This is a genomic window from Luteibacter rhizovicinus, from assembly GCF_004342265.1.
GTDB lineage: Bacteria > Pseudomonadota > Gammaproteobacteria > Xanthomonadales > Rhodanobacteraceae > Luteibacter > Luteibacter rhizovicinus_B.
On the sequence record NZ_SMCS01000003.1, the window covers coordinates 66147 to 92843 of the forward strand.

Below are 26697 nucleotides of genomic sequence, written 5' to 3' on the forward strand. Positions count from 1 at the left end.
GGAGCAGACAGCTTAGGCGACGATCGTTACAACGCTCCCGCGAAGCGCTGCAAGACCTGCCTCAGCGCCAACGGCTTCAGCGGCTTGTACAACACATGGCCGCCAACCTCCTGCAACCGCGCACGCAACTCGCCATCGCGGTCCGCAGTCACGAAAATCGCCGGCACATCACCGAACCGCTCGCGCAGCACACCCAAGGCATCGAGCCCCGTCCGCCCCGCATCCAGGTGGTAATCGAGCACCAGAAGATCGGGCGTACCCGCATCGCCTTCGGGTACGCGCAACGCATCCACGGTCCAGCCCCAACTGCGCAACAGCGTCGCCGTCGCGGCAAGCGCGGAAGGATCGTTGTCCACCACGATCGCGTGACCCAGCGGCACGTCGGCCAGTACCACGGGCTCAACGCGTTCGACCACACCGACCGGCGCCCACGGCACCGTGACGTCGAAAACGCTTCCCCGTCCAGGCCAGGAACGCAGGCCGATGGGGTGACCGAGCAAGCTCGCGGTACGTTCGGCAATGGCAAGGCCGAGGCCCAGCCCCTGCCCGGCCGCATGCTGTCCGCGACGGAAAGCATCGAAGATCAGCGAGCGATCTTCCGGCGCGATGCCGGGGCCGGTGTCCCAGACCTCGATTCGCAACGCATCCGCCACGCGACGGCAGCCGAGCAATACCTGTCCGCCGTCCGCGTAACGCAAAGCATTCGACAGAAAGTTCTGCACCACGCGCCGCAGCAATTGCGGATCGGTGCGCACCCACGCCCGGCTGGCCACGTTGTCGAAACGAATGCCACGGTCGCTCGCCAGCGCATGGCACTCGGCAGCCAGCGGACCCAGCACGTCGGCCAGCGGGACGTCGCGGATCTGCGGCGACAACCGCCCGCCTTCGAGCCGTGCGATATCCAGCAAGCCGGCCAGCAGATTTTCGGTGGCGGCCAGCGCGCCGTCGAGATGCCGTGCCGTCTGTCCATCGCTGTCCGCACCATGGCGCAAGGCATGCGCGAACAACTGCGCGGCGTGCAACGGTTGCAGAAGATCGTGACTGACCGCGGTCAGGAAGTGGCTCTTCGCTTCATTCGCCTGCTTTAGTTCGGACGTCCGCTCGACGACGCGAAGTTCCAGCGTTTCGTTCGTGCGCTTCAGCTCGTCCTCGGTCTCGCGGTACATCGTCACATCGGTAAACGTCGCCACGTAGCCGCCGCCGGGCATCGGATTGCCGCGAATCTCCACGACCGTGCCGTCGGGAAAGCGGCGTTCGGCCAGATGCGGCGAACCCGAGCGCATCAATTGCATCCGCCGATCGACCCGCTCATCGATATCGCCGGGCCCGACCAGGCCGGCGGCAATATTGTGCCGGACCAGATCGGCCGCGGAACGGCCGACTTCGAGCAGTCCCACGGGATATCCGAACAGCTCGGCATAGGGGCGATTCCACGCCACCAGTTTCAGCTCGCCGTCCACGACGCAGATACCCTGGCTCATGGTTTCCAGCGCGGCTTCGAGTACGCGCTGGTTGAAGCGGAGGTCCTCGGTCGCTTCGCCGACGATGGCGGCGACCGTATCCAGCTCGTCCTGTCGTTGCCGCTGCACGACCTGAAGCAGCAGTCGCGCGGAACCCGCGCCGATCACCGCCGCCAGTTCGTGTTCGACGGCACCCGCGCGCACGCTGCCCGCCGGACCGTGGACCGGTGCGTTCGCGAATACGATGTCGACGCGTTCGGTCGGAAGAAAGCGCGCCGCCAGTGCGCGCAGGTCGCCGGTATCCACTTCGCCCAGGCGCGACGGCGGCGCCACTTCGCGGCCGAAACGCGAATGCGCGACCAGCGCGATAACAGCGATATTCGCGCCCAGACTCAGCACGACGGCGCGGCCGAGCCGGCTCCATTCTTCCAGTCCCAGCAAACGATCGGGCGCGAGCCAGCCGAGCCCGAACGGACCGTGGACGATCCAGTCCGGCGCATGCGCGACCAGCGCCGGCAACAGCACGTATAGCCATACCAGCGTTCCGACGGCGAGGCCCGAGGCCACGGCACGCGCGCCCGTCTGCGGACGATAAACGGCAACGATCAGTGCGGGTGCGAGTCCCGCCAGCGCGGAAAACGAGATGCCGCCGATATCGGCCAGGACGTCGTTGCCCGCCAGTACACGGCTATATGTCCAGGCCAGCAGGATAACCGCCAGGATCGCCACGCGACGCTGGGAAATGACCTCGCCACGCAGGTCGCCGCGCTCGTCCCGGCCCCAACCGGCAAGCACGCGGACTGGCGCGATGAAATGATTCACCACCATCAGGCTCAGGGCCAGCGTCGCCACGACGACCATGCTGGTCGCGGCACTCAGTCCCCCCAGAAAAGCGAGCAAGGCCAGACCGTTCTGTTCGCGCGCCAGCGGCAGAGCCAGCACGTAAAGATCCGAAGGCACGCCGAGCGGCGCCAGCGTGGCATCGCCAAGCCGTGCAAGCGGCAGGATCGGCAGCGAGATCAGCAGCATATAGGCCGGAAACAGCCAGCGCGCCGTACGCACGTGCCGCACGTCGCGGCACTCGACCATCCCCGCGTGGAACTGGTGCGGCAGCGTGAACATCGCCAGTGCGCCGAGCAGGATCAGTGCGGGAAACCCACCGGTATCGTGAACGGGTGGCACGACGATAGCGGGCAATGCAGGCAATACCGGTGCCGCACCGAACAGAAGCGTACCCAGCGCGAGCATCGCGCCGAGCTTGAATAACGATTCGAATGCCATCGCGAGCACCAGCCCACGGTTATGCGCCATCGCCGAGGCGCGGCGTGTGCCGAACAACATCGCGAAGGCGGCCATCAGCAGCGCGATATAAAGCGCGCTGTCCTGCCATGCCGGCGCGTCGGGGTGACGGCCGCGCGCTAGCAATCCGTAACTCATCGCCACCGCTTTCAACTGCAGCGCGATATACGGAACGATGCCGACGAGCATGACCACGGTCACCAGCGCCGCAAGACCGCGATGCCTTCCCAGCCGTACGGAAATCAGATCGGCGAGCGAACCGGCGTTATAGTCGCGCGCAAGTACGACGAGCCGTCGCAACACACCGACCGCCAGCACATACATCAGGATCGCGCCGACGAAGGTCGGCGGCAGCCACCAACCGGAGCGGCTGGCCTGGGTCACCGTTCCATAGAACGTCCACGACGTGCAGTGAATCGCCAGCGACAGCGAATACACCACGGCCCAGCGCCGCTGGAACAGACCGGGGCGACGCTCGCCATAGAGCGCCACCCCGAACAGCAGGCAAAGCCAGAGACCCGCGGCGGTCGCGACGATCCACGCGCTCATGAGCGCGTCGCCGGAATCAATGCGGCCTGGGCACACCCATACCCACGAGCGCGTTCGTCAGCCATGTCAGCTGGACGCCTGCCCGCGAGTCGTAACCTTCCCCCGAATATCCCCACCAGTCCCAGCATGCCTGCGGATTCAATGGCGCGAACACCGCGCGGGTCTGAGGATACAGGACGGCCACGTCGTACACGTCGGCCCAGCGGTTGAAGCCCGCGTCCGCGACAAACGCCTGTCCCACCGCATCGGCGTTCTGTTTGCAGCCATGCAGCGCGACCATCACACCGCAAGGTTTGCCGGCAAGGCAGTCCGGCGGCAGATAGACGTAACCGGTGCTGGCGAGGAACGCGTCCTTGCCGTCCGTCCGATAAGCATCCTGATCGAAGGGACGGATCTCGCCCGCCGCCTTGTCCGCCTGCTTTCCCGGCTTGCCATACAGTTGCGCGAAGATCGCTCCGGCCGCGTCGAAACCGCAGTGACCGAGATACGGCGCCACCGACTTTCCGCAATCGTCGCCAGCGACGCCGACCGGCAGGTTATGTGCGAAGGCGCGATCTCCATCGTCCACGATCGTCATGCCGGCAAGCGCCGGATCGCCCTTGCGCAACGCTTCGTAGAAACCCGCCGACGCGTGACCGACGACCGGAGCGACCAGCGCGTCCTGCGCACCGTGCAGCGCGTAAATCCGGGTATGCGCAAGCGCGCCAAGCGGGCCGATCTCGCCTTTGCCGGCGCGCTCGCGGGCGCTCTTCGCCAGCGCGGCAACGTCCGGCGCCGGCGTACCCTTCATGCAACTGCCCAGCGCGACGTCAAGCTTGCCTCCGGCACAACCATACGGGCCGCCGGCGACGAGTGCCGCGCCATGGAACACGTCCGGATACGCCATCTGCGCCTGTGTTGCCATATACGCGCCGGACGACAGGCCCGCTACCGTGACGCGCGTCGCGTCGACGTGCAATGCCGGAAGCTTCGCGGGAGCATCGGCCGCCATCGCCGCGCCCGCCGAGGCGAGTGCGACGGCGAATACCGTCCGGCACATGGTCTTGAACGAAGGTTTCATCGTCGTTTCCCGCATCAGAAGTTATAGCGAACGCTGCCGTAGTAATTGCGCGGCATACCGTAGTAGGCGGTACGGATGTTACCGACGCTGGAGAACTCCTGGCCATCGGTCTTATAGACCTTGTTGGTCGCGTTGCGCACACCGGCGCGAAGCTGCCAGTGGCCATCGCCGGAATCGAACACGCCGAACAGGCCAGCCAGCGTATAGGCTTTCTGACTGAGCGCGGTGTAGTTGTCGACGCTGAGCCAGGTTTCCGTGCGATAGGACGCATCGGCACCCACCGTCAACGCGCCGCCGCCAACGGAGAAGGTCTGCGATACCGCGATGCGCGAAGTCCATTTCGGCGAGAACGGCACATGGTCGTGGAGGTGGGGGTTGTATTGCGGATTGGCCGGATTCAGCCGCGCATCGTCGAACTTGTCGTACCTCGCGTCCAGATAACCGATCTGCGTACTCAACTTCGTCCCCGTGCCGAGCAGCGCGACGCCTTCGACTTCGAAGCCGTCCATCTTGAGCTTCGCCGCATTGATGACCGGGAACGCGAAGGTCGGCGTGAGCGAACCCGAATTCTGGATTTCCGACACACGCGCCTGGAAATCCTTGTAGTCGCTATGGAACGCGGCGATGTTGGCTTGCAGGCGATTATCGGCCGAACGCAACTTCAGGCCAGCCTCATAAGTCCACACGTATTCCGGATCGAACTCGGGATTCTTCGCTTCGTTCGCGGCATTCGCGCGACCGTTGAAGCCGCCCGACTTGAAGCCGCGACTGGCCGAAATGTATCCCATCGCCTGCGGATTGAACTGTTTCTGCAAGCTGACCGTCGGCGTCCATGCGCTCCAGGTCTTACTCTTGGCCAGTGCGACCGTCTCGTCCAGCGCCATGAAGGGAACGCCCCAGAATGTGCTGGTCGTTCGGTCGTAGTCCTTGCTTTCGCGGCTGTAACGCAGGCCAGCGGCGAGCGTCCAGCTCGGGGTGAATTCCCAGTTCACGTGACCGAACGCGGCATAACTCTTCGTCGTCAGATCGTCGTCGATGCTACGCAGGAACGTGATCTTCCGGCCGGCCAGCGCGAACAGGTCGTCCGCGTATGCATACTGCGTCGACGGCACATTCTCGCGCAGGAAGTACGCGCCGAATACCGATTGCAGGTTGCTTCCGTTGTCGAACGCCAGCTGGAGTTCCTGACTGACCTGCTTCTGCCGGAAGCCAACGAACACGTCGCCCAGCTGGTACTTGGATGCATCGATGTCGATATACGAGTTGCTGTCGAGCTTGCGGATGGCGGTGATGCTTTTCAGGTTCCACTGGTCGGACAGACGCCAGCTCATGTTCAGCGCCGCGCCCTTGTGGGTCAGCTTCTGGCCCTTGTCCGGATCGAACGAAGTTTCCGTGTGGAAGTTGTACTTCTCGTCCAGATTCGGGCGCAGCAGCACGACCGGCCCACGCGCCAGATCGGTCTGGGTCAGCGGCGACACCGGCTGGCCCAGCGTCAGGGCCGTATCCATCTTCGTATAGTCGAGCGTCAGGACGCCGTCGAACGTTTCGGACGGGTGATAACGCAGCTTGCCGCGGATCGACTTCGTATCGTCGTCGTTATAGCGATGGCCTTCGTTGTCCTTCACGTAACCGTCGTTACGCGTGATCGCGCCGGCCAGCGAGGCCGACCATGCGCCGTCCTTGCTCAATGGCGTCGAACCGTAGAAACGCCCCTCGCGACGACCATAGTTCCCGAAGGTCGCTTCGACCGAGCCTTCCGGCGTCGTTCCCGGATTCTTCGTAACGACCTTCACCGCGCCACCGGTGGAGTTCTTGCCGTATAGCGTGCCCTGCGGACCGCGCAGCACTTCGATGCGATCGACATCGAACAGGCTGATCAGCGCACCCTGAATACGCGAATAGTAGACATCGTCGACATACATGCCGACGCCGGGGTCGAAGGTCTGCAGCGCGTCGGGCTGGCCGATGCCGCGAATGAAGATATTGACCGACGAGGACGAACCGCGGCCCTGCACGATGTTCATATTGGGCACGGCACCCTGCAGACCATCGATGCTGGTGGCCTGCAGGTCTTTCATATCGTCTTCGCCGAACGCGCTGACGGCGACGGGCACTTTCTCCATCGACTCGTCGCGACGACGCGCGCTTACCGTCACTTCGGACAACTGCGTCGCGCTTTGCTGCTTCTTCTGCGCCTCGGTGGACGTGGCGGACGGAGCGGCGGCATCCTGCGCCGCGGCGGGCGGCGCGCAGACAAGTCCAAGCGCCAGGCCGATCGCGAACGTCAGCGGTGTGTGCTTCATGGTTCCCCCGGGTACATCGAAAGTCGACGCCCCCTTGGCGCCGTATGACACGAAGCATAGGTAGAGGGCGTACGCGTTCACACTTGTACCTTGGTACAGTGCCACGCCGCTCGCCCCCTGCGGATACTCGCCGCCGAAGTCGCGCTTCGTACGCGACGCTTAAGGACGAGAGTTTCGTGGCATTGCTGATCGTGCTGGCCGCCCTGGCCTTCCTCATGCTGGTCGCTTATCGCGGCTATAGCGTGATCCTGTTCGCGCCCGTGGCGGCGCTGGGTGCCGTGCTGCTGACCGATCCGTCCCTGGTCGCGCCGATGTTCACCGGCCTGTTCATGGACAAAATGGTCGGTTTCCTCAAGCTGTATTTTCCCGTCTTCATGCTCGGCGCCGTCTTCGGCAAGCTGATCGAACTGTCGGGATTCTCGCGTGCCATCGTGGCAGCGACCATCGGTTTGCTCGGCGAGCGCAGGGCCATCCTTTCCATCGTGCTCGTATGTGCGCTGCTGACCTATGGCGGCGTCTCGCTCTTCGTCGTGGTCTTCGCGGTGTATCCGTTCGCGGCGGAGCTGTTCCGGCAGGCAGGCATCCCGAAGCGGCTCATTCCCGGCACGATCGCACTCGGCGCGTTTACATTCACGATGGACTCGCTGCCCGGCACGCCGCAAATCCAGAACATCATCCCCACCGGCTTCTTCGGCACGAATACCTGGGCCGCGCCGTGGCTCGGGCTGCTTGGGTCGGTTTTCATTCTCGTCGTCGGCTTGCTTTATCTGGAGCACCGCCGTCGTGCCGCTGCCGCCGCTGGCGAAGGCTATGGCGAATCGCTGGTCAACGAACCCGTCGCCTTTACCGGCGAGAAACTCGCCCATCCGCTGCTCGCCCTGCTGCCACTGGCTCTTGTGGGCGTGGCGAACAAACTGCTTACCCTCGCTATCCCCAGACTCTACGGCACAACGCAGTCGTTCGTGCCGACCGTCGTCGGTACATCGGCGCCGGTCGTGCAGGAGGTGTCGAAGGTCTCCGCGATCTGGGCGGTCGAGGGTGCGTTGCTTATCGGCATCGCGGCCGTGCTCGCCTTCGCATGGAAACCGGTCGTGTCCCGTTTCGCCGAAGGCAGCAAGGCAGCCGTCGGCGGTGCGTTACTTGCGTCGATGAACACAGCGTCCGAATACGGTTTCGGTGCGGTCATCGCCGCGCTGCCCGGCTTCCGGATCGTGGCCGACGCACTGCACGCCATTCCCAATCCTCTGGTCAACGAAGCGATATCGGTGACGGCGCTGGCCGGCATCACCGGGTCGGCATCGGGCGGCATGAGCATCGCACTCGGCGCCATGGCCGATACCTTCATACGTAACGCCGAAGCAGCTGGCATTCCGATGGAAGTGCTCCACCGCATCGCGGCCATGGCATCGGGCGGCATGGACACCCTGCCCCACAACGGCGCGGTCATCACGCTGCTGGCGGTCACCGGCCTGACCCATCGCCAGTCTTACCGCGACATCTTCGCGATCACCGTGATCAAGACGCTCGCCGTCTTCGTCGCGATCGTCGCCTACTACGCGCTTGGAGTCGTCTGAACGAGCGCATCAACCGGAGGTACGTCAGCATGCGTTCCCTACGTCGTCTGTTTTCCGCGCTTCTCGTTCTTTCGCTCATCGGCACAGGCAGTGCCTATGCCGCCTGCGTCGACAATGTCGTACTGGTCCATGGCAATACCGGCAAGCCGACCGATTTCCAGGCCACGCACGATCTGCTCGTGCAACGCGGCTATACCGAATCGCAGATATTCGCCCCGGCATGGGGCAACGCGTTCTGCGCCGCATGCAACGATCACAAAGGCACCGAGGAAACGCCGGTCGAGAATGCCATCGTCGACGCGCTGGCGTCCTCGTGCACGGGCAAGATCGACGTCATCGGCCACTCCATGGGCGCGACGCTCGCCGCACGCGTCATCGATCGTATCGGCGCATCCACGTCGGTAGACGCGTTCATCGGTATCGCAGGCGCATTCCGCGGTCTGTGGAGCTGCGGCACCTATCCGTTCAACGTAGCAACCACAACCTGCGGCAGCTGGGGCCTTTCGGTCAACAATCCCTTCCTCAACGGTATTTCGGGCCACAAGTTCGGCGCGCGCATGTACTCGTTCAAGTCGTATGCCGACGAGATCAACTGTTACGGCGGCGTATGCCTGGTCTACGGGGTGCACACCTCGCAGATTGCCGGAGAGACCGCGAGCTACACCTTCCCGTACGGCCATTACGGGCTGCTCTGGTATACGGCGACGCAGCAGGTGAATTTGCTTTAGCAGAAAAACCGAGTCGCATTGAAACTGCTTGAGGACGCGGCCATAACCTACGCAAGCGGGTGACGGAAAGGGCGGCACTCTCGGACCGTGCCGACGGACGTGTGGAGAGGAGGCATTTAGCTTCGAGGGGCCGCAATGGCTGGCGGCGCGCCGAAAGGAACGAACGTTCCACGCTGCGTCGCCAAACCTCTAGGGAAGGTGTCCCATGACACGTAGGCAGTTAAACAAGCTTCTGGGCTCCGCGCTTTGCATGACCGCTATGATTTTCGCGCAAGCGCACGCGAAAAACCACAATTCGGCCCGGAACGAATCGCTCAACCTCACTGATCGATTCGTGATGACGGGGGCCCCGGTACGCGCTTTCACGCTACCCATGAAGCAGCATACGCAGGCATCGCTGCGTCATAGCAGTCACGCTGCTTCGCGAAAGACGGTTGCCGGACCGCCCACTTCAACCGATGATGTCCCGGCACCCCTCGACGGATGTCAGGAAATCGATGTTGGGAACACCTACGGTGCCCCAACAGCACCCACCGGCACTCTTCGTTGCTTTCAGTTCATCACGGAGCCGTCAAACAAAATTACCGTCTATGTCGCTGACCTTCCCGCGGGCGAACAGCACGATGTTCATCTGTTTGAAGTGGCTAACGACGGGACATGGAATCCACTCGATAGCGTACTCGGCATCGATTCATTCAAAGTCACCCAGGCCATTCGTGCCAAACCCACCGGGATACTTCTGTTGATCGACGCACAGCAGGCCGTTGGCGGCGCAACATTTCAATTTCAGGCGACGACGACGAGTAAATTCGATGGTTGGGAGGCTAACGACTCACTGACGCGCGCGACACACTTGACTGGCAATATCTACCTGCGCGCATATCTGGACAACGCCAATGACTTTGACTATTACTCGATAGCACCTCCGGCGACTCAATCGTCTACGTCTCTCACCTTTACCGGATCATCCCGGCAGGTGATCGAACGACAAGGAGAAGACGGCACATGGATATCACTTGCTAACAATAGAAAATATCAAATTCGTGTACCCGCGGGCGACACCATTCACATTCGTGTCTATAGCCCTTTGGGCGACGCCTTACCTGAAGATCAGTACTGGATAAAAACGTCCGACCCACTTAATCGCGCAGGAATCGATCAGTACTCCAGTAATGAAAATCTCAGCGGACTGGCCCCCGGCTTACCCCGGGTCGCTCGGGAAATCGATGTTGGCGTAACCGTGTGGGATGAAGCTGGCAACGTACCCCAAGGGGCCGGTGAGCATGTAACCATTGAAGTCTACGATTCCGACGGAAGGAAGGGAACGCCCACCCTTCTTGCTCAAACCGATGGCTTAACCAACGCGCAAGGATCATTCGCAGCGAAACTGGATATCGGCCCGTGCAGAGGCCCGGGCATTGAAGGGCCTCATCGCTTCAATACGTATTCGGTGCCGGCGGAATATTGGGACATTACTTATGTGCCAAAAGCATTTGTCGTCGCATATACCGACAATAACCGCCGCATTGAGTGGCCCGGCATCGTATTTTTTACGCATGTGTGCGATGAACGGTACCGGGGGTATCGGCCATGATCCATGACCTGGCGACCGTCAGCTCTCTCCTGCCGCTAAAGATTCCAAACCCGACAAAAACGGAACCCGCGAACAAAGAGACATCGGTTATCGATACGGGCTATGTAAGAGAAGTTCGTTCCGACGCAGGTGCCTCGGTCCACGCGTATCTTAATGATATGACCCATACATCGAGTGTTTTCGCGGATTTCGCCGAAAGGTTTACCAAACACCTCGAACACATCGATTCCCTGCGGCAAGGAGTGATCGACAAGACATTTGATGTCGTCGTCGAGAACGGCAGCCTGCGGGTAGTCGACAGTAGACTCGATAGCGAATCGACCGCATGGTTAGAGCGAGAGTTGAATACCGACCCGGAACTGGCCTCTCTCGCCAAAGCCTTCAACGCGCAGGTCGTGAAAGTCTATGACACCGGAAGTGGCTCGCGGGACGCGGAGGGTAAGCAGCTGGAACACGGTACATTTCCCATGGAGGGAGGTGGAGAAATCGATTACGCGGGACTTGCGTCGACAATCGATGCATCCGTCAAGTTCGTTTCACTATTAAGGGATGTCAGTTCAGCCAACCGCGCGGCCGATAGCATGAGGGGAATCGATCCGGACAGTCACGAACCAGAATATTTCGATGCCGGCCTCATAGTGCAGCGTTATCTCCAGGGCACAATCACCAGCTACGAGAAGCGAGCCGATGGATCGCTCGTAACCCGCACCGGGGTATCCCATTCAAGGATGCGCATGTTCACCTGATAGTGCATGTCACGGGTCAAGCCGGCCCACTATTCCACAGGGACCAGCTCGACCCGTCCATGTCCAAGACATAAGTACTGACCGTCCTGATGTCGTCGACGACATCGGGACCCATCGCGATGTTACCTATACGATGACTTTGCAGAATGGTGACCTGGCCTTGTCTTGATTGCCGATAAGTGGGGTGTTTGAGGCCATCTGGTTTCGGGCGCAGGCGCGCTTCCCCAGAGAGCGCCTGCGGAGCTCGCCGCCCTTGCCCGATCGTTCAAATCGTTTAAGCGGTGTCGAGCCTATCGCCCCAGAAACGTTCGTAATGACGCAGCCATTCCATGCCCGCGTGCATGGGCGCGGCGTCCAGTGCGCACAGATGGGTGCGTCCCCGCACGCTGCGCACAAGGAGTCCGGCGCGTTCGAGTACTTTGACGTGCTTGGACGCCGCAGCGAGCGACATCTCGAAGGGGGCGGCCAGTTCGCCAATGCTGATGGGGCCGAGCGCCAGTCGCGACAACATCGCGCGGCGGGTGGGATCGGACATCGCCGCGAAGACGCTGTCGAGTTGCTGTCCGGGATTATCAACCATAAGGTTGAATATCTGCCGCCAACCCTCTTTTGTCAACCATCTGGTTGAATGTTTGGATGCGCCCGCAGCGCCCGTCCCACCTGCCTAAACCCCATGAAAACCGCGTTCTCAAGGCGTCATGCGAAAGTTAGGGAAACCCTTTATAATCGGCGGCTTCCCAATCCAAAGAGGTGCACCGGCTCAAGGCTGGGGCATACCCGATGTCAATCGAAAACCTGCGCAATATCGCCATCGTCGCTCACGTTGACCATGGCAAGACCACCCTCGTCGATCAGCTTCTTAAGCAGTCCGGCACGCTCAACGAGCGTACGGTGCTCGCCGAGCGCGTCATGGATTCGAACGACCAGGAAAAGGAACGTGGCATCACGATCCTTGCCAAGAACACCGCCATCACTTGGAATGGCAACCGCATCAACATCGTCGACACCCCGGGACATGCCGACTTCGGCGGCGAAGTCGAGCGCGTGCTGTCGATGGTCGACTCGGTACTGATCCTCGTCGATGCGATGGACGGCCCGATGCCGCAGACCCGCTTCGTGACGCAGAAGGCGTTCAACATGGGCTTCAAGCCCATCGTCGTCGTCAACAAGATCGACCGCCCGGGCGCCCGTCCGGACTGGGTCGTCGACCAGGTGTTCGACCTGTTCGACAAGCTCGGCGCCACCAATGAGCAGCTCGACTTCCCGATCGTCTACGCCTCGGCCCTGAACGGCTACGCCAGCCTCGAGCACGAAGCCCGCGAAGGCGACATGACGCCGCTTTACGAAGCGATCATGAAGCACGTCAGCAAGCCGGACGTCGATCCGGAAGGCCCGTTCCAGATGCGCATCAGCCAGCTGGACTACAACAACTTCGTCGGCGTGATCGGTATCGGCCGCATCCAGCGCGGCAAGCTCAAGAAGAACATGCCGGTCAGCGTCGTCGGTCCCGGTCCGGACGGCAAGAAGCGCCAGGGCAAGGTGCTGCAGGTGCTCGGTTTCATGGGTCTGGAGCGCGTGGAAGTCGAGGAAGCCGAGGCCGGCGATATCGTCGCCATCTCGGGCATCGCGGACCTGGGCATCTCCGATACCGTTTGCGACCTGAACACCCCGGAAGCGCTGACCGCGCTGACCGTCGACGAACCGACGATCAGCATGACCTTCCAGGTGAACAACTCGCCGTTCGCCGGTAACAAGGACCACAGCGGCGGCAAGTTCATCACCAGCCGCCAGATCCGTGAGCGTCTCGACCGCGAAAAGCTGCACAACGTGGCCCTGCGCGTGGAAGAAGGCTCCGATCCGGATAAATTCCTGGTCTCCGGCCGTGGCGAACTGCATCTGTCGGTGCTGATCGAGAACATGCGTCGCGAAGGCTACGAGCTTGCCGTGTCGCGCCCGGAAGTCATCGTCAAGGAAATCGACGGTGTCCTCATGGAGCCGATCGAGCAGGTCGTGGTCGACGTCGAAGAAGTCCACCAGGGCGGCGTCATGGAAAAGCTGGGCATCCGCAAGGGCCAGCTGAAGAACATGGTGTCGGACGGCAAGGGTCGCGTTCGTCTCGACTACCTGATTCCGGCTCGCGGCCTGATCGGTTTCCAGAACGAGTTCAAGACGCTGACGCAGGGCTCGGGCCTGCTGTTCCACACATTCGATCATTTCGCTCCGAAGGAAGCGGGCGCCATCGCCAAACGCCAGAACGGCGTGATGATCGCCAATGCTCCGGGCACCACGCCGGCGTATTCGCTTGGACCCTTGGAAGAGCGCGGCAAGCTGTTCGCCGCCGAAGGCGACAACGTGTACGAAGGCCAGATCATCGGCCTGCACTCGAAGGACAACGATCTCACGGTCAACGCGATCAAGACCAAGCCGCTGACCAACATGCGCGCCTCGGGTAAGGACGATGCCATCAAGCTGACTCCCGCCTTCAAGCACACGCTGGAGCAGGCCCTGGACTTCATCGAGGACGACGAGCTGGTCGAAGTCACCCCGAAGGAAATCCGCATCCGCAAGCGTCACCTGACGGAAGGCGATCGCAAGAAGAATTCGCGCGGCGGTTGATACGCGCTGGATGAAGCGATAAGGAAAAGCCCGGCGAAAGCCGGGCTTTTTTGTTGGGGTTACGGCGTCACTACTCCGTTGGCTATCGCGCGCAGGCGCGCTCCCACAGAAAGCGTACGAGGTTACCTGTGGGAGCGCGCCTGCGCGCGATAGCCAACGGAGCGATGAAGCGACACCCTGCACCCTGCTTATCCACAACCGCTGTGGACAGTCACTGCATAAGCATGTGGATAACTCCGAACCATCCTTACGTGGCACGCACTTGCGTTGCCTTGCTCACTAACTGACCATCCCTTCCCGCGCAGCACGAAACCCGTAAAGTAGTCCGCATGAGCACACCGATCATTCTTTCGTGGAGCGGCGGCAAAGACTGCCTGATGGCCCTTGGACGCCTGCGTGCCGACCCAGGCTGGAACGTGCTGGGCCTGCTCACCACCGTCACGGCGAACTACGACCGCATTGCGATGCACGGCATCCGGCGCACCGTACTGCACGCGCAAGCGGCGGCGCTCGGCCTTCCCGTGATCGAAGCATCCCTCACGTGGCCCAGCGACAACGAAAGCTACGAGCAGATCTATCGGGCGGCACTGAACGAAGCGCGCGCACGCTGGCCGGGGATTTCCCATTGCGCGTTCGGCGACCTGTTTCTCGACGACGTCCGCGCCTATCGCGAGACGCAACTGGCACGCGACCACTGGCAGGGCGTGTTCCCACTATGGGGCGAGGACACCTCCGCCCTTGCCCGCCGCTTCGTTGCCGAGGGTCACCGTGCCGCGCTGTGCTGCGTCGACACCACGCAGCTCGACGCGGCGTTCTGCGGTCGCGACTTCGACCATGCACTGCTGGATGAACTACCGAACGGCGTCGATGCCTGCGGCGAGCGCGGCGAGTTTCATACGCTGAGCTATGGCGGTCCGCTGTTCGCGCACGACGTAGCGCTGGAGCGCGGCGATTCCCTGCTGCGCGACGAACGCTTCCAGTACACCGACTTCCTGCTTGCCTATGCGTGATGCGCCGATCCTTCCCGATGTGCTCGAACCCGGCCTGCGACTGGTGTTCTGCGGCACGGCGGCGGGCCGGCGCTCGGCGGAAGCCGGGGCGTATTACGCGCATCCGGGCAACATGTTCTGGCGAACGGTCTTCGCGACCGGACTGACGCCTCGCCTGCTCGCACCGGCGGAATATCCGCTGATGCCGGGCTTCGGCATCGGCATGACGGATCTGGCCAAGTTTCATAGCGGCAACGATATCGATCTTCCCGCGGACGCCTTCGACGTGGCCGCGCTACGCAAGAAGATCGCGACCTTTGCACCGGGTGTCCTGGCCTTTACCAGCAAGCATGCGGCGCATAGCGCACTGGGCGGCAAGCCAGCTTACGGACTGCAGGAACAGGGATTCGGCGACACGCGCCTTTTCGTCCTGCCCTCGCCTTCCGGCCAGGCACGGCGCTCATGGAACGCCGATGTCTGGCACGACCTCGCACGACTCGTACACGCGGCTGGTTAGCCGCCCGGGGTCGACCGGTACGTGCGCACGTCATCCGCCGAAACCGGGTTCGCGGCGTTCGACCATGCCTGACGAATATACGAGACCACCGCGGCCACCTCGTCGTCGCTGAGATGCTGCGAGAACGGCGGCATCGAATACGGTCGCGGATTGCCCTTCGTCGCCGGCGCGAAGCCACCGGACAATACGACGCGAATCGCATTGACGCCCACCGGTTCGACAACCGACGAATTGCCGTCCAGCGGCGGATAGGCGTCTCCCTTGCCCTTGCCGGAATCGCCGTGACAGGTCGCGCAGCGATCGGCGTAAACCTTCTGCCCCTTCGCAATAAACATGGGACGCGAAGGCAGCGAGTCGTCTTTCTTCTGCTCTGGCCGTGCCGGCAGCGATCGCAGATAAACGGCGATCGACGCGAGATCCTCGTCCGTCAGGTGCTGGGTGCTTTCGCGAACGACTTCGGCCATCGGACCGAACGCGGTACCGCGCGCCGAACGGCCGGTCTTGAGCAGGTCGACGATGTCGCGCTGCGTCCAGCCCGACAGTCCTCCGTGAGCCTGCGTGCTCAGATCGGGCGCGTACCAGTCCTGGATCGGAATGAGGCCACCGGCCAGACGCGGATCGTCGACCGTCGCGCCGAGCGAATTGCGTGTCGAATGGCAGTCGTTGCAATGACCCAGCCCCTTCACCAGATAAGCGCCGCGATTCCACTCGGTCGACTGCTTCGGATCGGCTTCGAACTCGCCCTTCGTGAAATAGAACGTCCGCCATCCCGCCATGAGCCGACGCATGCTGTACGGAAAACGGAGTTCGTTGTCGCGATTCTCGCTGTGCACCGCCGGCAGGCTTTGCAGGTACGCGAAGATCGCGTCGCTATCGACGCGCGTTACCTGCGTGTACGAGGTAAAAGGAAACGCCGGATATAACAGCTGTCCGTCCTTGCCGCGACCGTCGTGCATGGCCTGGTAGAACTCGTCGGCCGTCCAGTCGCCGATGCCGGTCGACTTGTCCGGCGTAAGGTTCGGCGAGGGGATGTTGCCGAACGGCGTCGGCACCGTGCGGCCACCGGCGTATGGCTTGCCGCCTTTCGCGGTGTGGCAGGACGCGCAGTCGCCGGCAAGACTCAGGTACCGGCCACGCTCTATCTGGTTGCCATCGACGGCCAGGGCCGATCCGGCGACAGCGAACAGGGCGAAGGATGCGACGGCGCGAAGAATGCGGTGGGTCATGATCGTCATAGCTCAGCCTCCCACGCTGCCACAATGCATGGGCATCGTGAGCGAATCCGCGGGTTCCGGATGCGTATCGTCGGGAATGGGCAACGACGAAAGCCACGCGGCGGCGGCGCTGATATCGGCGTCGCTCAGGTGACTGGTAATAGTGGCCATGCAATCGGGCGCGACGGTGCTTCGCGTCTGCGTGCGCCAGGAACCGAGCTGCGCACTGATGTAGTCGTAAGGAAGACCGACCAGACCGGGGATGTCCGGTTGCATACCGGTCAGACGCGGACCGTGACAGCCCGAGCAGGCGGGAATATTGCGCGCCGGATCGCCCTTCGTAACCAGTTGCTCGCCACGGGTCATCGCACTCGCGGGCAGGCGCGGCGACTTCTGCTGCGTATACGGCACGTCCTGCGTGGCGAAATATTCGGCGATCTCGCGCATATAGTCGTCGGTCAGCGGCGCGACCGTGTATTCCATGACCGGGTAATGGCGCAGGCCCAGTTTGAAGTCCTGCATCTGACGCACCAGATACCCGGCGGGCTTGCCCGCCAGTCGCGGATTGAATCCGTTGTCGCCGCCCTCCCCTTGCTCGCCATGGCAACTGGTGCAGCTGGCGATGCGTTGTTTCAGGGTATCGGGAACCGGCCTGTCGTCCGCCTGGACGGCTACGGACAGGGCAATGGCGGCCAGGGCCAGCCAGCGAAGCGAACAGGGACGCATGCGAGGACTCCGTTTCATTACGTAGAGGCAGCCCCTGAGTGCATCCGGCTTGCCTTGCGTCCACGCAGTATAGCTTTCCCATGTCGAGCTAAGATGAGGCGCATCGCCGCATGACTTAAGGGGGAAAGCATGTTCGTAAAGTCCACCACGAGGACGGCCATGGCCGCCTTGCTCTGTTTTGGCGCAGTCAACGCCGTCTCGGCATCCGCACCCGACGAAACGACCGCGTTCGCTTCCATCGACTCGCTGAAGCAGGCATACGCCAAAGGCAGCTTGACCGCGGAAGGGGTAACCCAACTCTTCCTCGATCGCATCGCGAAGATCGACAAAGCCGGACCGACCATCAACGCCGTGATCGAGGTCAATCCGGATGCGCTCGCCATCGCGCGACAAAGCGACGAACACAAGTCGGGCTCGCTGCGCGGCATCGCCATTCTTCTGAAAGACAACATCGACACGGGCGATCGCATGCAGACGACGGCCGGCTCGCTGGCATTGGCCGGGCCGCCCGCGCCGCACGACTCGACCGTCGCCGCGAAACTACGCGCCGCGGGTGCCGTGATTCTGGGCAAAACCAATCTCAGCGAATGGGCGAATATGCGCTCGAACCACGCATCCAGCGGATGGAGCGGACGCGGCGGCCAGACGCGCAATCCTTACGTCCTCGATCGCAATCCGTGCGGATCGAGCGCCGGCTCCGGCGCCGCTGTTGCCGCGGGCCTGGCGACCGCCGCCATCGGCAGCGAAACCGACGGGTCGATCATCTGTCCCGCTGCGGTCAATGGACTGGTCGGTATCAAACCGACCCTCGGGCTCGTCAGCCGCGCGGGCATCGTGCCCATTTCGCATAGCCAGGACACGGCGGGACCGATGGCACGCAGCGTCGCCGATGTCGCTGCCGTGCTTTCGGCGATCGCGGGTTCCGATCCACGCGACAAGGCGACGGCGGAAGCCGACCGTCACGCTACCGATTACACGCGATTCCTCGACAGCAACGGTCTTCGCGGCAAACGCATCGGCGTAGTGCGTCAACTCGCCGGCATCGAACCGAACGCGGATCGCGCTCTGGAAAAGACCATCGCCGTGCTGAAGGCGAACGGCGCCGTCGTTATCGATAACGTCGAGATTCCACATCTGAAGGAGTTCGGCGATTACGAGCTGACCGTGCTTCTGTACGACTTCAAGCAGGACATCGCCGCCTATCTGGCGACGCGTACCGGTCTGAACGTGCATACCCTCGCCGACCTCATCGCCTTCAACGATGCGCATGCGAAAGAAGAGATGCCCTGGTTCGGCCAGGAACTCTTCCTGCAGGCGCAGGCCAAGGGCGCGCTCACCGACAAGGTTTATGTGGAGGCCGTGGAAAAAACGAAGCGGCTTGCGGGACCGGAAGGCATCGACGCGGCGTTGAAAGCGAACCGGCTGGATGCGCTGCTGGCGCCGAGCTGGGGGCCCGCATTCATGACCGATCCGGTACTCGGCGACCACGTGGTCAGTGGCGATCCCACCGTCGGCGGCGTATCGGCACCCGCGGCAATCGCCGGCTATCCGTCGATCACGGTGCCAGCCGACTTCGCGCACGAACTACCGGTAGGCGTGGTGTTCTTCGGCACGAAGTGGAGCGAGCCGACGTTGATTTCGATTGCGTATGGATTCGAGCAGAAGGTGCAGGCTTTCCGGAAGCCGAAGTTTCTGCCGACGGTTCCGTAAAACCAGATGCCGTGTGCAGGAGCCCGCTTGCGGGCGAAAGTCAACAAGGCGAGGAAGACGAATGCTCACATCCGCGAGCCCAACATCCGGGCTGCGGATGTCACGCATGGCATCTCCGCCACGTTGGCTTTCGCCCGCAAGCGGGCTCCTACAAACGCAGTTCGCGCTTATTTTCTGGACTGAATCGCCTTGATCAGCGCGCGTGTCGCGCTGTCGAACTGCGTCAGGGCATCCGGGTTCGCATCCAGCGACGGCAGGATCTGCGAGGCAATGGCCTTGCCCAGCTCAACGCCCCACTGATCGAACGCGTTGATGCGCCAGAGATGACCGAGCAAGAATACCTTGTGCTCGTAGAGCGCAATCAACGCACCCAGCGAGTAAGGCGTCAGCGAATCGAGCATCAACACCGTGCTCGGACGATCGCCTTCGAACGTGCGCTGTTCGGCCAATGCGCGACGCTGTTCGTCCGTGCCGCTCTTCGCTTCCGCCAGCGCCTCGTCGAAGGTCTTTCCAAGCGCCAGCGCGGCAGCCTGCGCGAGCAGGTTCGACAGCAGCGCCGCATGATTTTTCACCAGCGGATGCGCGGGCTTCACGATGCCGATGAATTCCAGCGGCACGATGTCGGTGCCCTGATGCAATGCCTGGAAGTACGCATGCTGCGCGTTCGTACCGATGCTGCCCCAGACGACGGGCACGGTCGAATCCTCGACGATTCCGCCATCCGGATGCACGTGCTTGCCGAGGCTTTCCATCTCCAGCTGCTGCAGATAGGACGGCAGGTCGACCAGCGAGTCGACATACGGCACCACCGCGCGGCTGGTGCGCTTCAGTACGTTGCGATTCCACAGCTCGGCAATGGCCAGCAGCACGGGACCGTTCTCCTGCCACGGCGCACTGCGGAAGTGATCGTCCACTTCGGCTGCACCGGCGAGCATCTGGCGGAAGTTGTCCATGCCGACGGAAAACGCGATGGCGGCGCCGACCGCCGACCAGAGCGAATAACGGCCGCCGACGAAGTCCCACATCGGCAGGACCTGCGCGGCCGGTACGCCCCACTTCTCGGCGGCTTCGACGTTGGAGCTGACCGCGAGGAAATGCTTCGAGGCCGCGCGTTCGTCGCCGTCGTGCGCCCGCAAAATCCAGTCGCGGAAGACGCCGCCGTTGAGCAGGGTTTCCTGCGTCGTGAATGTCTTGGAGACCAGGATGACCAGCGTGTGACGCGGATCGAGCTGGTTCATCAGGTTGTAGGCGGCGTGGCCGTCCACATTGGTCAGGAAGTGGCTGCGGATGCCCTTGACGTGGAACTGTTCCAGCGCATGTACAGCAAGACGCGGACCCAGGTCCGAACCGCCGATACCGATGTTCACGACATCGGTGACCTGCGGGATGAGGCCGACGGTTTCGCCTTCGCCCCGATGCACGGCGCCGACGATTTTTTCCATGCGCTGCAGCGTTGCCTCGACTTCCTTGCGGACATCGGCCGGCGCGACGGGATGGCGCGAGGCACCGGAACGCAGTGCGGTATGCAGCACCGCGCGGTCTTCGGAGGTGTTGATGTGCTCGCCGGAGAACATCGCATCGCGTGCGGCCTGCCAATGCGTGCTTTCGATGTATTCGCCGACGGCATCGAGTGCGGCCGTGTCGAGTTTCTGCCGGCTCAGGTCGAGGAGGATGGGTCCGACGCGACGTCGGAGCCGGTCCCCGCGCGCCTCGTCGGCGAGCAGCTGGCGCAGATGAGTGGAGGCGAGGCGCGAAGCGTGCGCTTCGAAGGACGGCAGACGGGTGTGCTTGGAATCCATGGCTCCCACTTGCTATGCATCGGAGGAAGCCACGATGTTACCGCACTGGGTGGTGTTGGAATTGTATCGATCTAATGAAGCATCACGTTTTTTTGTAGGAGCCCGCTTGCGGGCGAAAGCCAACAGGGCGAGGAAGACGGATGCCCACATCCGCGAGCCCGATGTCCGGGCTTGCGGATGTCGCGCACAGCATCTCCGCTCCGTTGGCTTTCGCCCGCAGGCGGGCTCCTACAACAGCAGGCTATGCAGCCTGCTTCGGAATCGCGTGATTCGTGTGCGTGATCTTGTTGTCGCGATCGACATAGACCAGGTCGGGCTTGTACGCCGCCAGTTCGGCTTCGGACAGGCTGACGAACGCCGCAATGATCACCAGGTCGCCCGGCTGGGCGCGATGGGCTGCGCTGCCGTTGACCGAGATGATGCCGGAGCCTTCCTCGGCACGCAGCGCATAGGTGACGAAGCGCTTGCCGTTATTGATGTTCCAGGCGTGGATCTGCTCGTACTCGCGGATGCCCGATGCGTCGAGCAGGAGTCCGTCGATGGCGATCGATCCTTCGTAATGCAGCTCGGCGTGGGTCACCGTAGCGCGGTGGATCTTGGCCTTGAGCATGTTCAGGTGCATGAGCGGAATACCGTGGGATCGATGAAAGGCAAACGCCAATTATAGCCAGCCGCGCCCCGGGCGTCGTCAAGGCGCTTCGGGGCGGTTAATGGGGGCGCCCGGCCCCGGCGCAAGGGGCCGGTCAGTCGAAGATAAGGTTGTCGATCAGGCGCGTGTTGCCGAGCCGGGCCGCCACCAGGGCCACCAGCCCCGTCCGCTCGTCGACGCTGGGCGCGCCTAGGTCCTCGGCGCGCCGGATCGCCACGTAATCGGGAACGAAGCCCGCCCGCTGCAGCCGGGCCGAGGCGGCCTGCTCCAACGCCTGCCAGGCATGGCCGCCCTGCACGAACAGCTCGCGCATCTGGATCAGCGTGGCGTGGATCTGGGGCGCCCGGGCACGCTCGGCAGGCGAGAGGTACTGATTGCGCGAGCTGAGCGCCAGGCCGTCATCCTCGCGCAGCGTGGGCGCGGCCATGACCTTGATCGGCAGCGACAGGTCGCGAACCATGCGCTCGATGACGCGCAACTGCTGGAAATCCTTCTGGCCGAAGACCGCGAGGTCCGGCTGAACGAGATTGAACAGCTTGGCCACGATCGTCGCCACGCCATCGAAATGGCCGGGACGATGCGCACCTTCCAGCGTTTCGGTGAGCAACGGCACGTGAATGCTGACGCTGGCCGCGGGGCCGAACGGATACATCGTCGATACTTCCGGCGCGAACAGGATGTCGCAACCGGCCTCGGCGAGACCGGCCTGATCCTGCGCGAGGGTGCGCGGATAGCGCTCGAAGTCCTCGCCCGGACCGAACTGCGTGGGATTGACGAAAACGCTCGCCACCACACGGTCGGCCCGGTCCCGCGCCAGCTTCAGCAGGGAATGGTGCCCCGCATGCAGGTTGCCCATCGTCGGCACGAGGCCAACGGTCTGCCCGGCGGTACGCCAGCCACGGATCGCGGCGCGTAGCGCGGCGGCATCTGTCACGGTTTGCATGATTTCTTAAAGCCTGGATGGTCAGTTGAAGCCGTGTTCGACGCCGGGGAACTGCCCGCTCCTCACGTCCGCGACATAGGCAGCGATAGCGCCCTGTATAGAATCGCGGCCGGAGAGGAAATCCTTGCTGAATTTCGGACGCTTGCCCGGCGTGAGGCCGAGCATGTCGTAGACGACCAGCACCTGGCCGTCGCAATCGACGCCGGCGCCAATGCCGATGACGGGAATGGAAAGCTCGCGGGAAATGCGCGCGCCCAGCGCCGACGGGATGCATTCCAGCACCAGCATGTCGGCACCGGCGGCCTCCACGGCTTTCGAATCGGCCACCAGTTTGTCCGCGGCGTCCTGCTGCTTGCCCTGGACCTTATAGCCGCCGAACTTGTGGACCGACTGGGGAGTAAGGCCCAGATGCCCGCAAACCGGGATATCGCGCTCGACGATGGCCGAGATCACTTCGCAGATACGTCCGGCGCCTTCGATCTTCACCATCGCCGCGCCACCCTGACCGACGAGGCGGGCGGCGGCATCCAGTGCCGAAGGCACATCGCGGTCGCTCATGAAGGGCAGGTCCGCGACCAGCAAGGTCGAGGACAGACCACGCGCCACCATGATGGTGTGGTAGACCATGTCGTCGACGGTCACCGGCAGCGTGCTGCTACGGCCCTGCACGACCATGCCCAACGAATCGCCCACCAGGGCGACATCGACATCGGCGGCCTCCAGATGGGCCGCGAAACTCGCGTCGTAAGCGGTGAGCATCGTGATCTTGCGCCCTTCGGCCTTCATCGCCCGCAGGCCCGGCACGGTGACCGGCTTACGGGATGGGGCACTCGTTTTTTCGGCGTACACGGCAGCTCTCTTAGTCGGTGAGCGGAACTCGAGAATTATCCCGCCTTGCAGCAACGAGACTCAAGGAATGACTTCGCAACCGCCGGCGTCGACGGATTCAAGCAGGTCGACTACACGGCCCTGCCCCTCGATATGGAGGTCGGGAGCAACGTCCGCCAGTGGGAGCAGGACGAAAGCCCGATCGCGGATACGGGGATGCGGCAGGATCAGCCGTTCGTCGTCCTGCGTGACGCCTTCGTAAACCAGAAGATCCAGATCGAGGACGCGAGGGCCCCAGCGCTGGCCATCCCGAACGCGCCCGGACGCACGCTCGGTATCCAGCAGCAGATCGAGCAGGACCGATGGGGACAGCGAGGTCGATACCTCGATCACCGCGTTGACGAAATCCGGCTGGTCGACGATGCCCCACGGGGGCGTGCGGTAGTAACGCGACCGCGCGACGACGGTAACGCCGGGATGCGCGTCCAGCGCCGCGGTGGCCCGCAGCAGCTGGTCGCGCGAATCGCCGAGATTGCTGCCAAGCGCTATGTAGGCGCGGGCGCCGGGCACGACGTTCACGCGTTGCCCGAATCGCCCTTGCCACGACCCGCGGGCTTACGCCGGCGACGACGCTTGCGCGCGGGCGCGGCGGCTACCGTCGGCGGCTCCGGCGAGGGAACGCCACCGCCACCCAGCGCCTGCGCGAGCACTTCGGGCGGCAGTTGCTGGGCATGCGCCCACCATTCGCCAAGTTCGTTCATCTGCGGAGATTCGTGCGCCCGCAGCAGCAGGAAATCGAAGGCGGCGCGGAAACGCGGATGCGCCATCAGCCGGAAGACGCGCTTGCGGTGCACCTGCTCGAAACGCGGCTGCAACGCCCAGATTTCTTCCATCGTGAACGTAAAGCGACGCGGAATCGCCACGCGCTGGCACTGCTCGCCCACGACATGGACCGCCGCACGCTGCCAGGCCTCGTTGACGTCCAGACCCTCGGCCATCCATGCATGCGCCTGATCGCGCACTTCGCCCCACAACAGCACGGCGAACAGGAAGGCGGGCGTGACCGACTTGCCGTCGGCGATGCGCTTGTCGGTATTAGCCAGCCCCTGCTCCACCAGCGCACGAAGCGCTTCGTCGCCACGTTCCAGCGCACGCGCCGTGACCGGGAACAGGAATTTCAGCAGACCGCAGGCTTCCAGCATCCGGAAGCTTTTCAGCCCGTGACCGCCCAGGAAGAGCTTGAGCGACTCGTCGAACAGACGCGCGGGCGCCGCTTCGCCGAGCAGGTGGCCCAGCGTCGCGAACGGCGCCGCGGTCGCTTTGTCGATGGTGAAATTGAGCTTCGCGGCCAGGCGCGCGGCGCGCAGCATCCGCACGGGATCTTCGCGGTAGCGCAGCTCCGGATCGCCGATGAGCCGCATGGTGCTGTCCTCGAGATCCTGCATGCCGCCGACGTAGTCGCGGACGCTGAAATCGCCGATGTCGTAATAGAGCGCGTTGACGCGGAAATCGCGGCGCACCGCGTCTTCCTCGATCGTGCCCCAGATGTTGTCGCGGACGATCCGGCCGTCGACGATGTGACGGTCGCCTTCGCCGCCCTCCTCGCCCGTGCCGCGGAACGTCGCCACTTCGATGATCTCCGGACCGAACACCACATGGGCAAGCCGGAAACGGCGCCCGATCAGGCGGCAATTCCGGAAAAGCCCCTTGACCTCGTCCGGCGTTGCGTTCGTGGCGACGTCGAAATCCTTGGGGTGCCCACCGAGCAGGAGATCGCGCACGGCACCGCCGACGAGGTAGGCGTCGAACCCGGCGTCGTGCAGGCGGTACAGGACGCGCAGCGCGGCCTTGCTGATGTTCTTGCGGGAGATGGAATGCTGCTCACGCGGGATAATGCGCAACACCGGCGGAGCGTCCTTCCTTGTATCGGGATTCAAGCTGAAAGAAGTCCTGGCGGACGCCCATGCGTCCAGTGACGAAGCCGCCGGGTCAGTCCAGACCGACCTCGGATGAATGATTGCAATGTAACGAATTCGTGGCTCACTTACGAATATCGCCCCCAATGCCGGCATTGGGACAGGACAAAAGCCTTCACAAAGGCATTGCCGCCTGTCGCAATTTCGCTATACTAGCGCGCCTCGTACTTCGCGTACGAATCGCTCCCTTCGTCTAGTGGCCTAGGACACTGCCCTCTCAAGGCGGGAACACGAGTTCGAGTCTCGTAGGGAGCACCATTCCTCTCGCACATTAAGGCTGCTCGCGGCATGACTTTTGTCGTCACCGACAACTGCATCAAGTGCAAGTACACCGACTGCGTCGAGGTTTGCCCGGTCGATGCCTTCCACGAAGGCCCGAATTTCCTGGTCATCGATCCGGACGAGTGTATCGACTGCACCCTGTGCGAGCCGGAATGCCCGATCAATGCGATCTATCCCGAGGACGACGTCCCCGCGGGCCAGGAATCCTTCGTGAAGCTCAATGCCGACCTGGCGAAAGACTGGCCGGTCATCACCGAGCGCAAGGACGGCCTGCCAGACGCCAAGGACTGGGAAAACAAACCCGGCAAGATCGACCTGCTCCAGCTCTGACCCGACGGCCCCTCGAGGGCCGTTTTGCTGTCCGACCCCACACCCTGTTTTGTAGGAGCCCGATCTACGGGCTGCGGATGTCACGCATGGTATCGCCGCTCCGTTAGCCTTCGCCCGCAAGCGGGCTCCCACAACAAGGCGTGGGCGCGCAAACAAAAACGCCGCCCCAGGGCGGCGTTTTCGCATTTTAAGGCCCTGGCCTCAGCCGCCCATACGCGACTTCAGCGAATCGACCACGCGGCGAACGCCGTCGCTGTCGCCCTGGGCGCGGACTTCGCTACCCGTGCCGCTGGGAATGACCGTAATGACGACCTGACGCGTACCCGGCGTAGACGAGGACGGAGCGGCATCGGCCGCATCGTTCTTCTTGCCGCCGCCGAACATGCGACGGAACAGACCGGGCTTGCTCTCCGACATGCCCTTGCCTACCGAAAGCTGGTAGGTATGGGCCGTGTCGTCGTGCGCCAGCACCTTGCCGAGATCGCCGGCACCAAGTGCCTCGCCAATACGGCGATAGACGTTGTCGACGTTGTCGGCCGACACGAAGCCGTCGGAGACCGCGGAAGCGCCCGACTGCTGGGCGGCTGCGGCCGCAGCGCCGGAACCGACGTCGGGAATGACGAGCGCCGCGCTGGTCGACGGCGTATCGAGGCCCGGCGGGATCTCCAACGGGGCTTCCTGCTGCGCCTTGTCCCAGTCCTTGTGGGAGCGGAACATGCCGCAGCCGGAAAGGACCAGGGTGGACATGGCGACTGCCGTGAAGGCCAGCGCGAACGACGATTTCTTCATGAACGGGTTCCGTTGA

The 26697-nt window shown here is 63.1% G+C and carries 22 protein-coding genes and 1 tRNA gene; 10 read left to right on the plus strand and 13 right to left on the minus strand.

Translation table 11 applies throughout. From position 1 onward, the window contains the following. Positions 1-26: 26 nt before the first annotated feature. Genes EC912_RS08765 through EC912_RS08775 form a run of 3 tightly spaced genes read right to left on the minus strand, consistent with a single transcriptional unit; the run spans position 27 to position 6671 of the window. Positions 27-3308, minus strand: coding sequence for a hybrid sensor histidine kinase/response regulator (locus EC912_RS08765; RefSeq protein ID WP_132143038.1), 3282 nt, complete (start codon positions 3306-3308; stop codon positions 27-29). Positions 3309-3324: 16 nt separating this feature from the next. Continuing rightward, the gene (locus EC912_RS08770; RefSeq protein ID WP_243649202.1) at positions 3325-4368 is read right to left on the minus strand and encodes an extracellular catalytic domain type 2 short-chain-length polyhydroxyalkanoate depolymerase; all 1044 of its coding nucleotides are present in this window, start codon (positions 4366-4368) and stop codon (positions 3325-3327) included. Between the two features lie 14 nt (positions 4369-4382). Further along, positions 4383-6671 (minus strand): TonB-dependent receptor, encoded by a 2289-nt coding sequence (locus tag EC912_RS08775; protein WP_132143040.1) that lies wholly within the window; start codon positions 6669-6671, stop codon positions 4383-4385. A 176-nt stretch (positions 6672-6847) separates the two neighbouring features. Between EC912_RS08775 and EC912_RS08780 the strand changes: the two genes are divergently transcribed. The 4 genes from EC912_RS08780 (at position 6848) to EC912_RS08795 (ending at position 11313) form a co-directional block, all read left to right on the plus strand. Beyond that, positions 6848-8245: a GntP family permease gene (locus EC912_RS08780; protein WP_132143042.1), complete on the plus strand. Its 1398-nt coding sequence runs from the start codon at positions 6848-6850 to the stop codon at positions 8243-8245. A 29-nt stretch (positions 8246-8274) separates the two neighbouring features. Then, complete coding sequence (locus EC912_RS08785) at positions 8275-8973, plus strand: alpha/beta fold hydrolase (RefSeq protein ID WP_132143045.1); 699 nt, start codon at positions 8275-8277, stop codon at positions 8971-8973. Between the two features lie 250 nt (positions 8974-9223). Then, the gene (locus EC912_RS08790) at positions 9224-10567 is read left to right on the plus strand and encodes a hypothetical protein (protein WP_132143047.1); all 1344 of its coding nucleotides are present in this window, start codon (positions 9224-9226) and stop codon (positions 10565-10567) included. Further along, complete coding sequence (locus tag EC912_RS08795; protein ID WP_132143049.1) at positions 10564-11313, plus strand: hypothetical protein; 750 nt, start codon at positions 10564-10566, stop codon at positions 11311-11313. The genes EC912_RS08790 and EC912_RS08795 overlap by 4 nt, the downstream gene beginning before the upstream one ends. Positions 11314-11587: 274 nt before the next feature. On the opposite strand, the gene EC912_RS08800 is transcribed toward EC912_RS08795, so the two are convergent. Then, positions 11588-11893, minus strand: coding sequence for an ArsR/SmtB family transcription factor (locus tag EC912_RS08800; protein WP_132143051.1), 306 nt, complete (start codon positions 11891-11893; stop codon positions 11588-11590). A 200-nt stretch (positions 11894-12093) separates the two neighbouring features. Here EC912_RS08800 and typA point away from each other — a divergent pair, with 200 nt between their 5' ends. From typA to EC912_RS08815, 3 genes are all read left to right on the plus strand, one after another. Beyond that, positions 12094-13929, plus strand: a complete 1836-nt coding sequence (gene typA / locus EC912_RS08805) for a translational GTPase TypA (protein ID WP_132143053.1) — start codon at positions 12094-12096, stop codon at positions 13927-13929. Positions 13930-14258: 329 nt separating this feature from the next. Next, positions 14259-14939 (plus strand): ATP-binding protein, encoded by a 681-nt coding sequence (locus EC912_RS08810; RefSeq protein WP_132143056.1) that lies wholly within the window; start codon positions 14259-14261, stop codon positions 14937-14939. Further along, the gene (locus tag EC912_RS08815) at positions 14932-15435 is read left to right on the plus strand and encodes a mismatch-specific DNA-glycosylase (RefSeq protein ID WP_132143820.1); all 504 of its coding nucleotides are present in this window, start codon (positions 14932-14934) and stop codon (positions 15433-15435) included. The genes EC912_RS08810 and EC912_RS08815 overlap by 8 nt, the downstream gene beginning before the upstream one ends. On the opposite strand, the gene EC912_RS08820 is transcribed toward EC912_RS08815, so the two are convergent. Both EC912_RS08820 and EC912_RS08825 read right to left on the minus strand, forming a co-directional pair. Continuing rightward, entirely contained in the window at positions 15432-16661 is a 1230-nt protein-coding gene (locus EC912_RS08820) for a c-type cytochrome (protein ID WP_428993096.1), read from the minus strand. The genes EC912_RS08815 and EC912_RS08820 overlap by 4 nt on opposite strands. A 12-nt stretch (positions 16662-16673) precedes the next feature. Continuing rightward, the gene (locus tag EC912_RS08825) at positions 16674-17375 is read right to left on the minus strand and encodes a c-type cytochrome (protein WP_132143060.1); all 702 of its coding nucleotides are present in this window, start codon (positions 17373-17375) and stop codon (positions 16674-16676) included. 129 nt (positions 17376-17504) lie between these two features. Between EC912_RS08825 and EC912_RS08830 the strand changes: the two genes are divergently transcribed. Next, positions 17505-19085 (plus strand): amidase, encoded by a 1581-nt coding sequence (locus EC912_RS08830; RefSeq protein WP_132143062.1) that lies wholly within the window; start codon positions 17505-17507, stop codon positions 19083-19085. A gap of 167 nt (positions 19086-19252) precedes the next feature. Here the strand turns inward: EC912_RS08830 and pgi are convergent, their stop codons facing one another. From pgi to pcnB, 6 genes are all read right to left on the minus strand, one after another. Continuing rightward, positions 19253-20884 (minus strand): glucose-6-phosphate isomerase, encoded by a 1632-nt coding sequence (gene pgi / locus EC912_RS08835; RefSeq protein WP_132143064.1) that lies wholly within the window; start codon positions 20882-20884, stop codon positions 19253-19255. A gap of 241 nt (positions 20885-21125) precedes the next feature. After that, positions 21126-21506, minus strand: a complete 381-nt coding sequence (gene panD, locus EC912_RS08840) for an aspartate 1-decarboxylase (protein WP_132143066.1) — start codon at positions 21504-21506, stop codon at positions 21126-21128. 121 nt (positions 21507-21627) lie between these two features. Beyond that, positions 21628-22476, minus strand: a complete 849-nt coding sequence (gene panC, locus EC912_RS08845) for a pantoate--beta-alanine ligase (RefSeq protein WP_132143068.1) — start codon at positions 22474-22476, stop codon at positions 21628-21630. A 21-nt stretch (positions 22477-22497) separates the two neighbouring features. After that, a complete protein-coding gene (panB, locus tag EC912_RS08850) occupies positions 22498-23325 on the minus strand; it encodes a 3-methyl-2-oxobutanoate hydroxymethyltransferase (RefSeq protein WP_132143070.1) in 828 nt (275 codons plus the stop codon). Between the two features lie 60 nt (positions 23326-23385). After that, on the minus strand, positions 23386-23883 hold the full coding sequence (gene folK / locus EC912_RS08855) for a 2-amino-4-hydroxy-6-hydroxymethyldihydropteridine diphosphokinase (protein WP_243649203.1): 498 nt from the start codon (positions 23881-23883) through the stop codon (positions 23386-23388). Continuing rightward, positions 23880-25241 carry a polynucleotide adenylyltransferase PcnB gene (gene pcnB / locus EC912_RS08860; RefSeq protein ID WP_132143072.1) on the minus strand — a complete coding sequence of 454 codons (1362 nt, stop codon included), beginning with the start codon at positions 25239-25241 and terminating at the stop codon, positions 23880-23882. The genes folK and pcnB overlap by 4 nt, the downstream gene beginning before the upstream one ends. Positions 25242-25462: 221 nt before the next feature. On the opposite strand from pcnB, the gene EC912_RS08865 reads away from it, so the two are divergent. Further along, positions 25463-25538 (plus strand) — tRNA-Glu (locus EC912_RS08865). A 30-nt stretch (positions 25539-25568) separates the two neighbouring features. Continuing rightward, on the plus strand, positions 25569-25892 hold the full coding sequence (gene fdxA / locus EC912_RS08870) for a ferredoxin FdxA (protein ID WP_132143074.1): 324 nt from the start codon (positions 25569-25571) through the stop codon (positions 25890-25892). Positions 25893-26093: 201 nt separating this feature from the next. On the opposite strand, the gene EC912_RS08875 is transcribed toward fdxA, so the two are convergent. Continuing rightward, positions 26094-26681, minus strand: a complete 588-nt coding sequence (locus EC912_RS08875) for a hypothetical protein (RefSeq protein WP_132143076.1) — start codon at positions 26679-26681, stop codon at positions 26094-26096. Between the last annotated feature and the right edge of the window lie 16 nt (positions 26682-26697).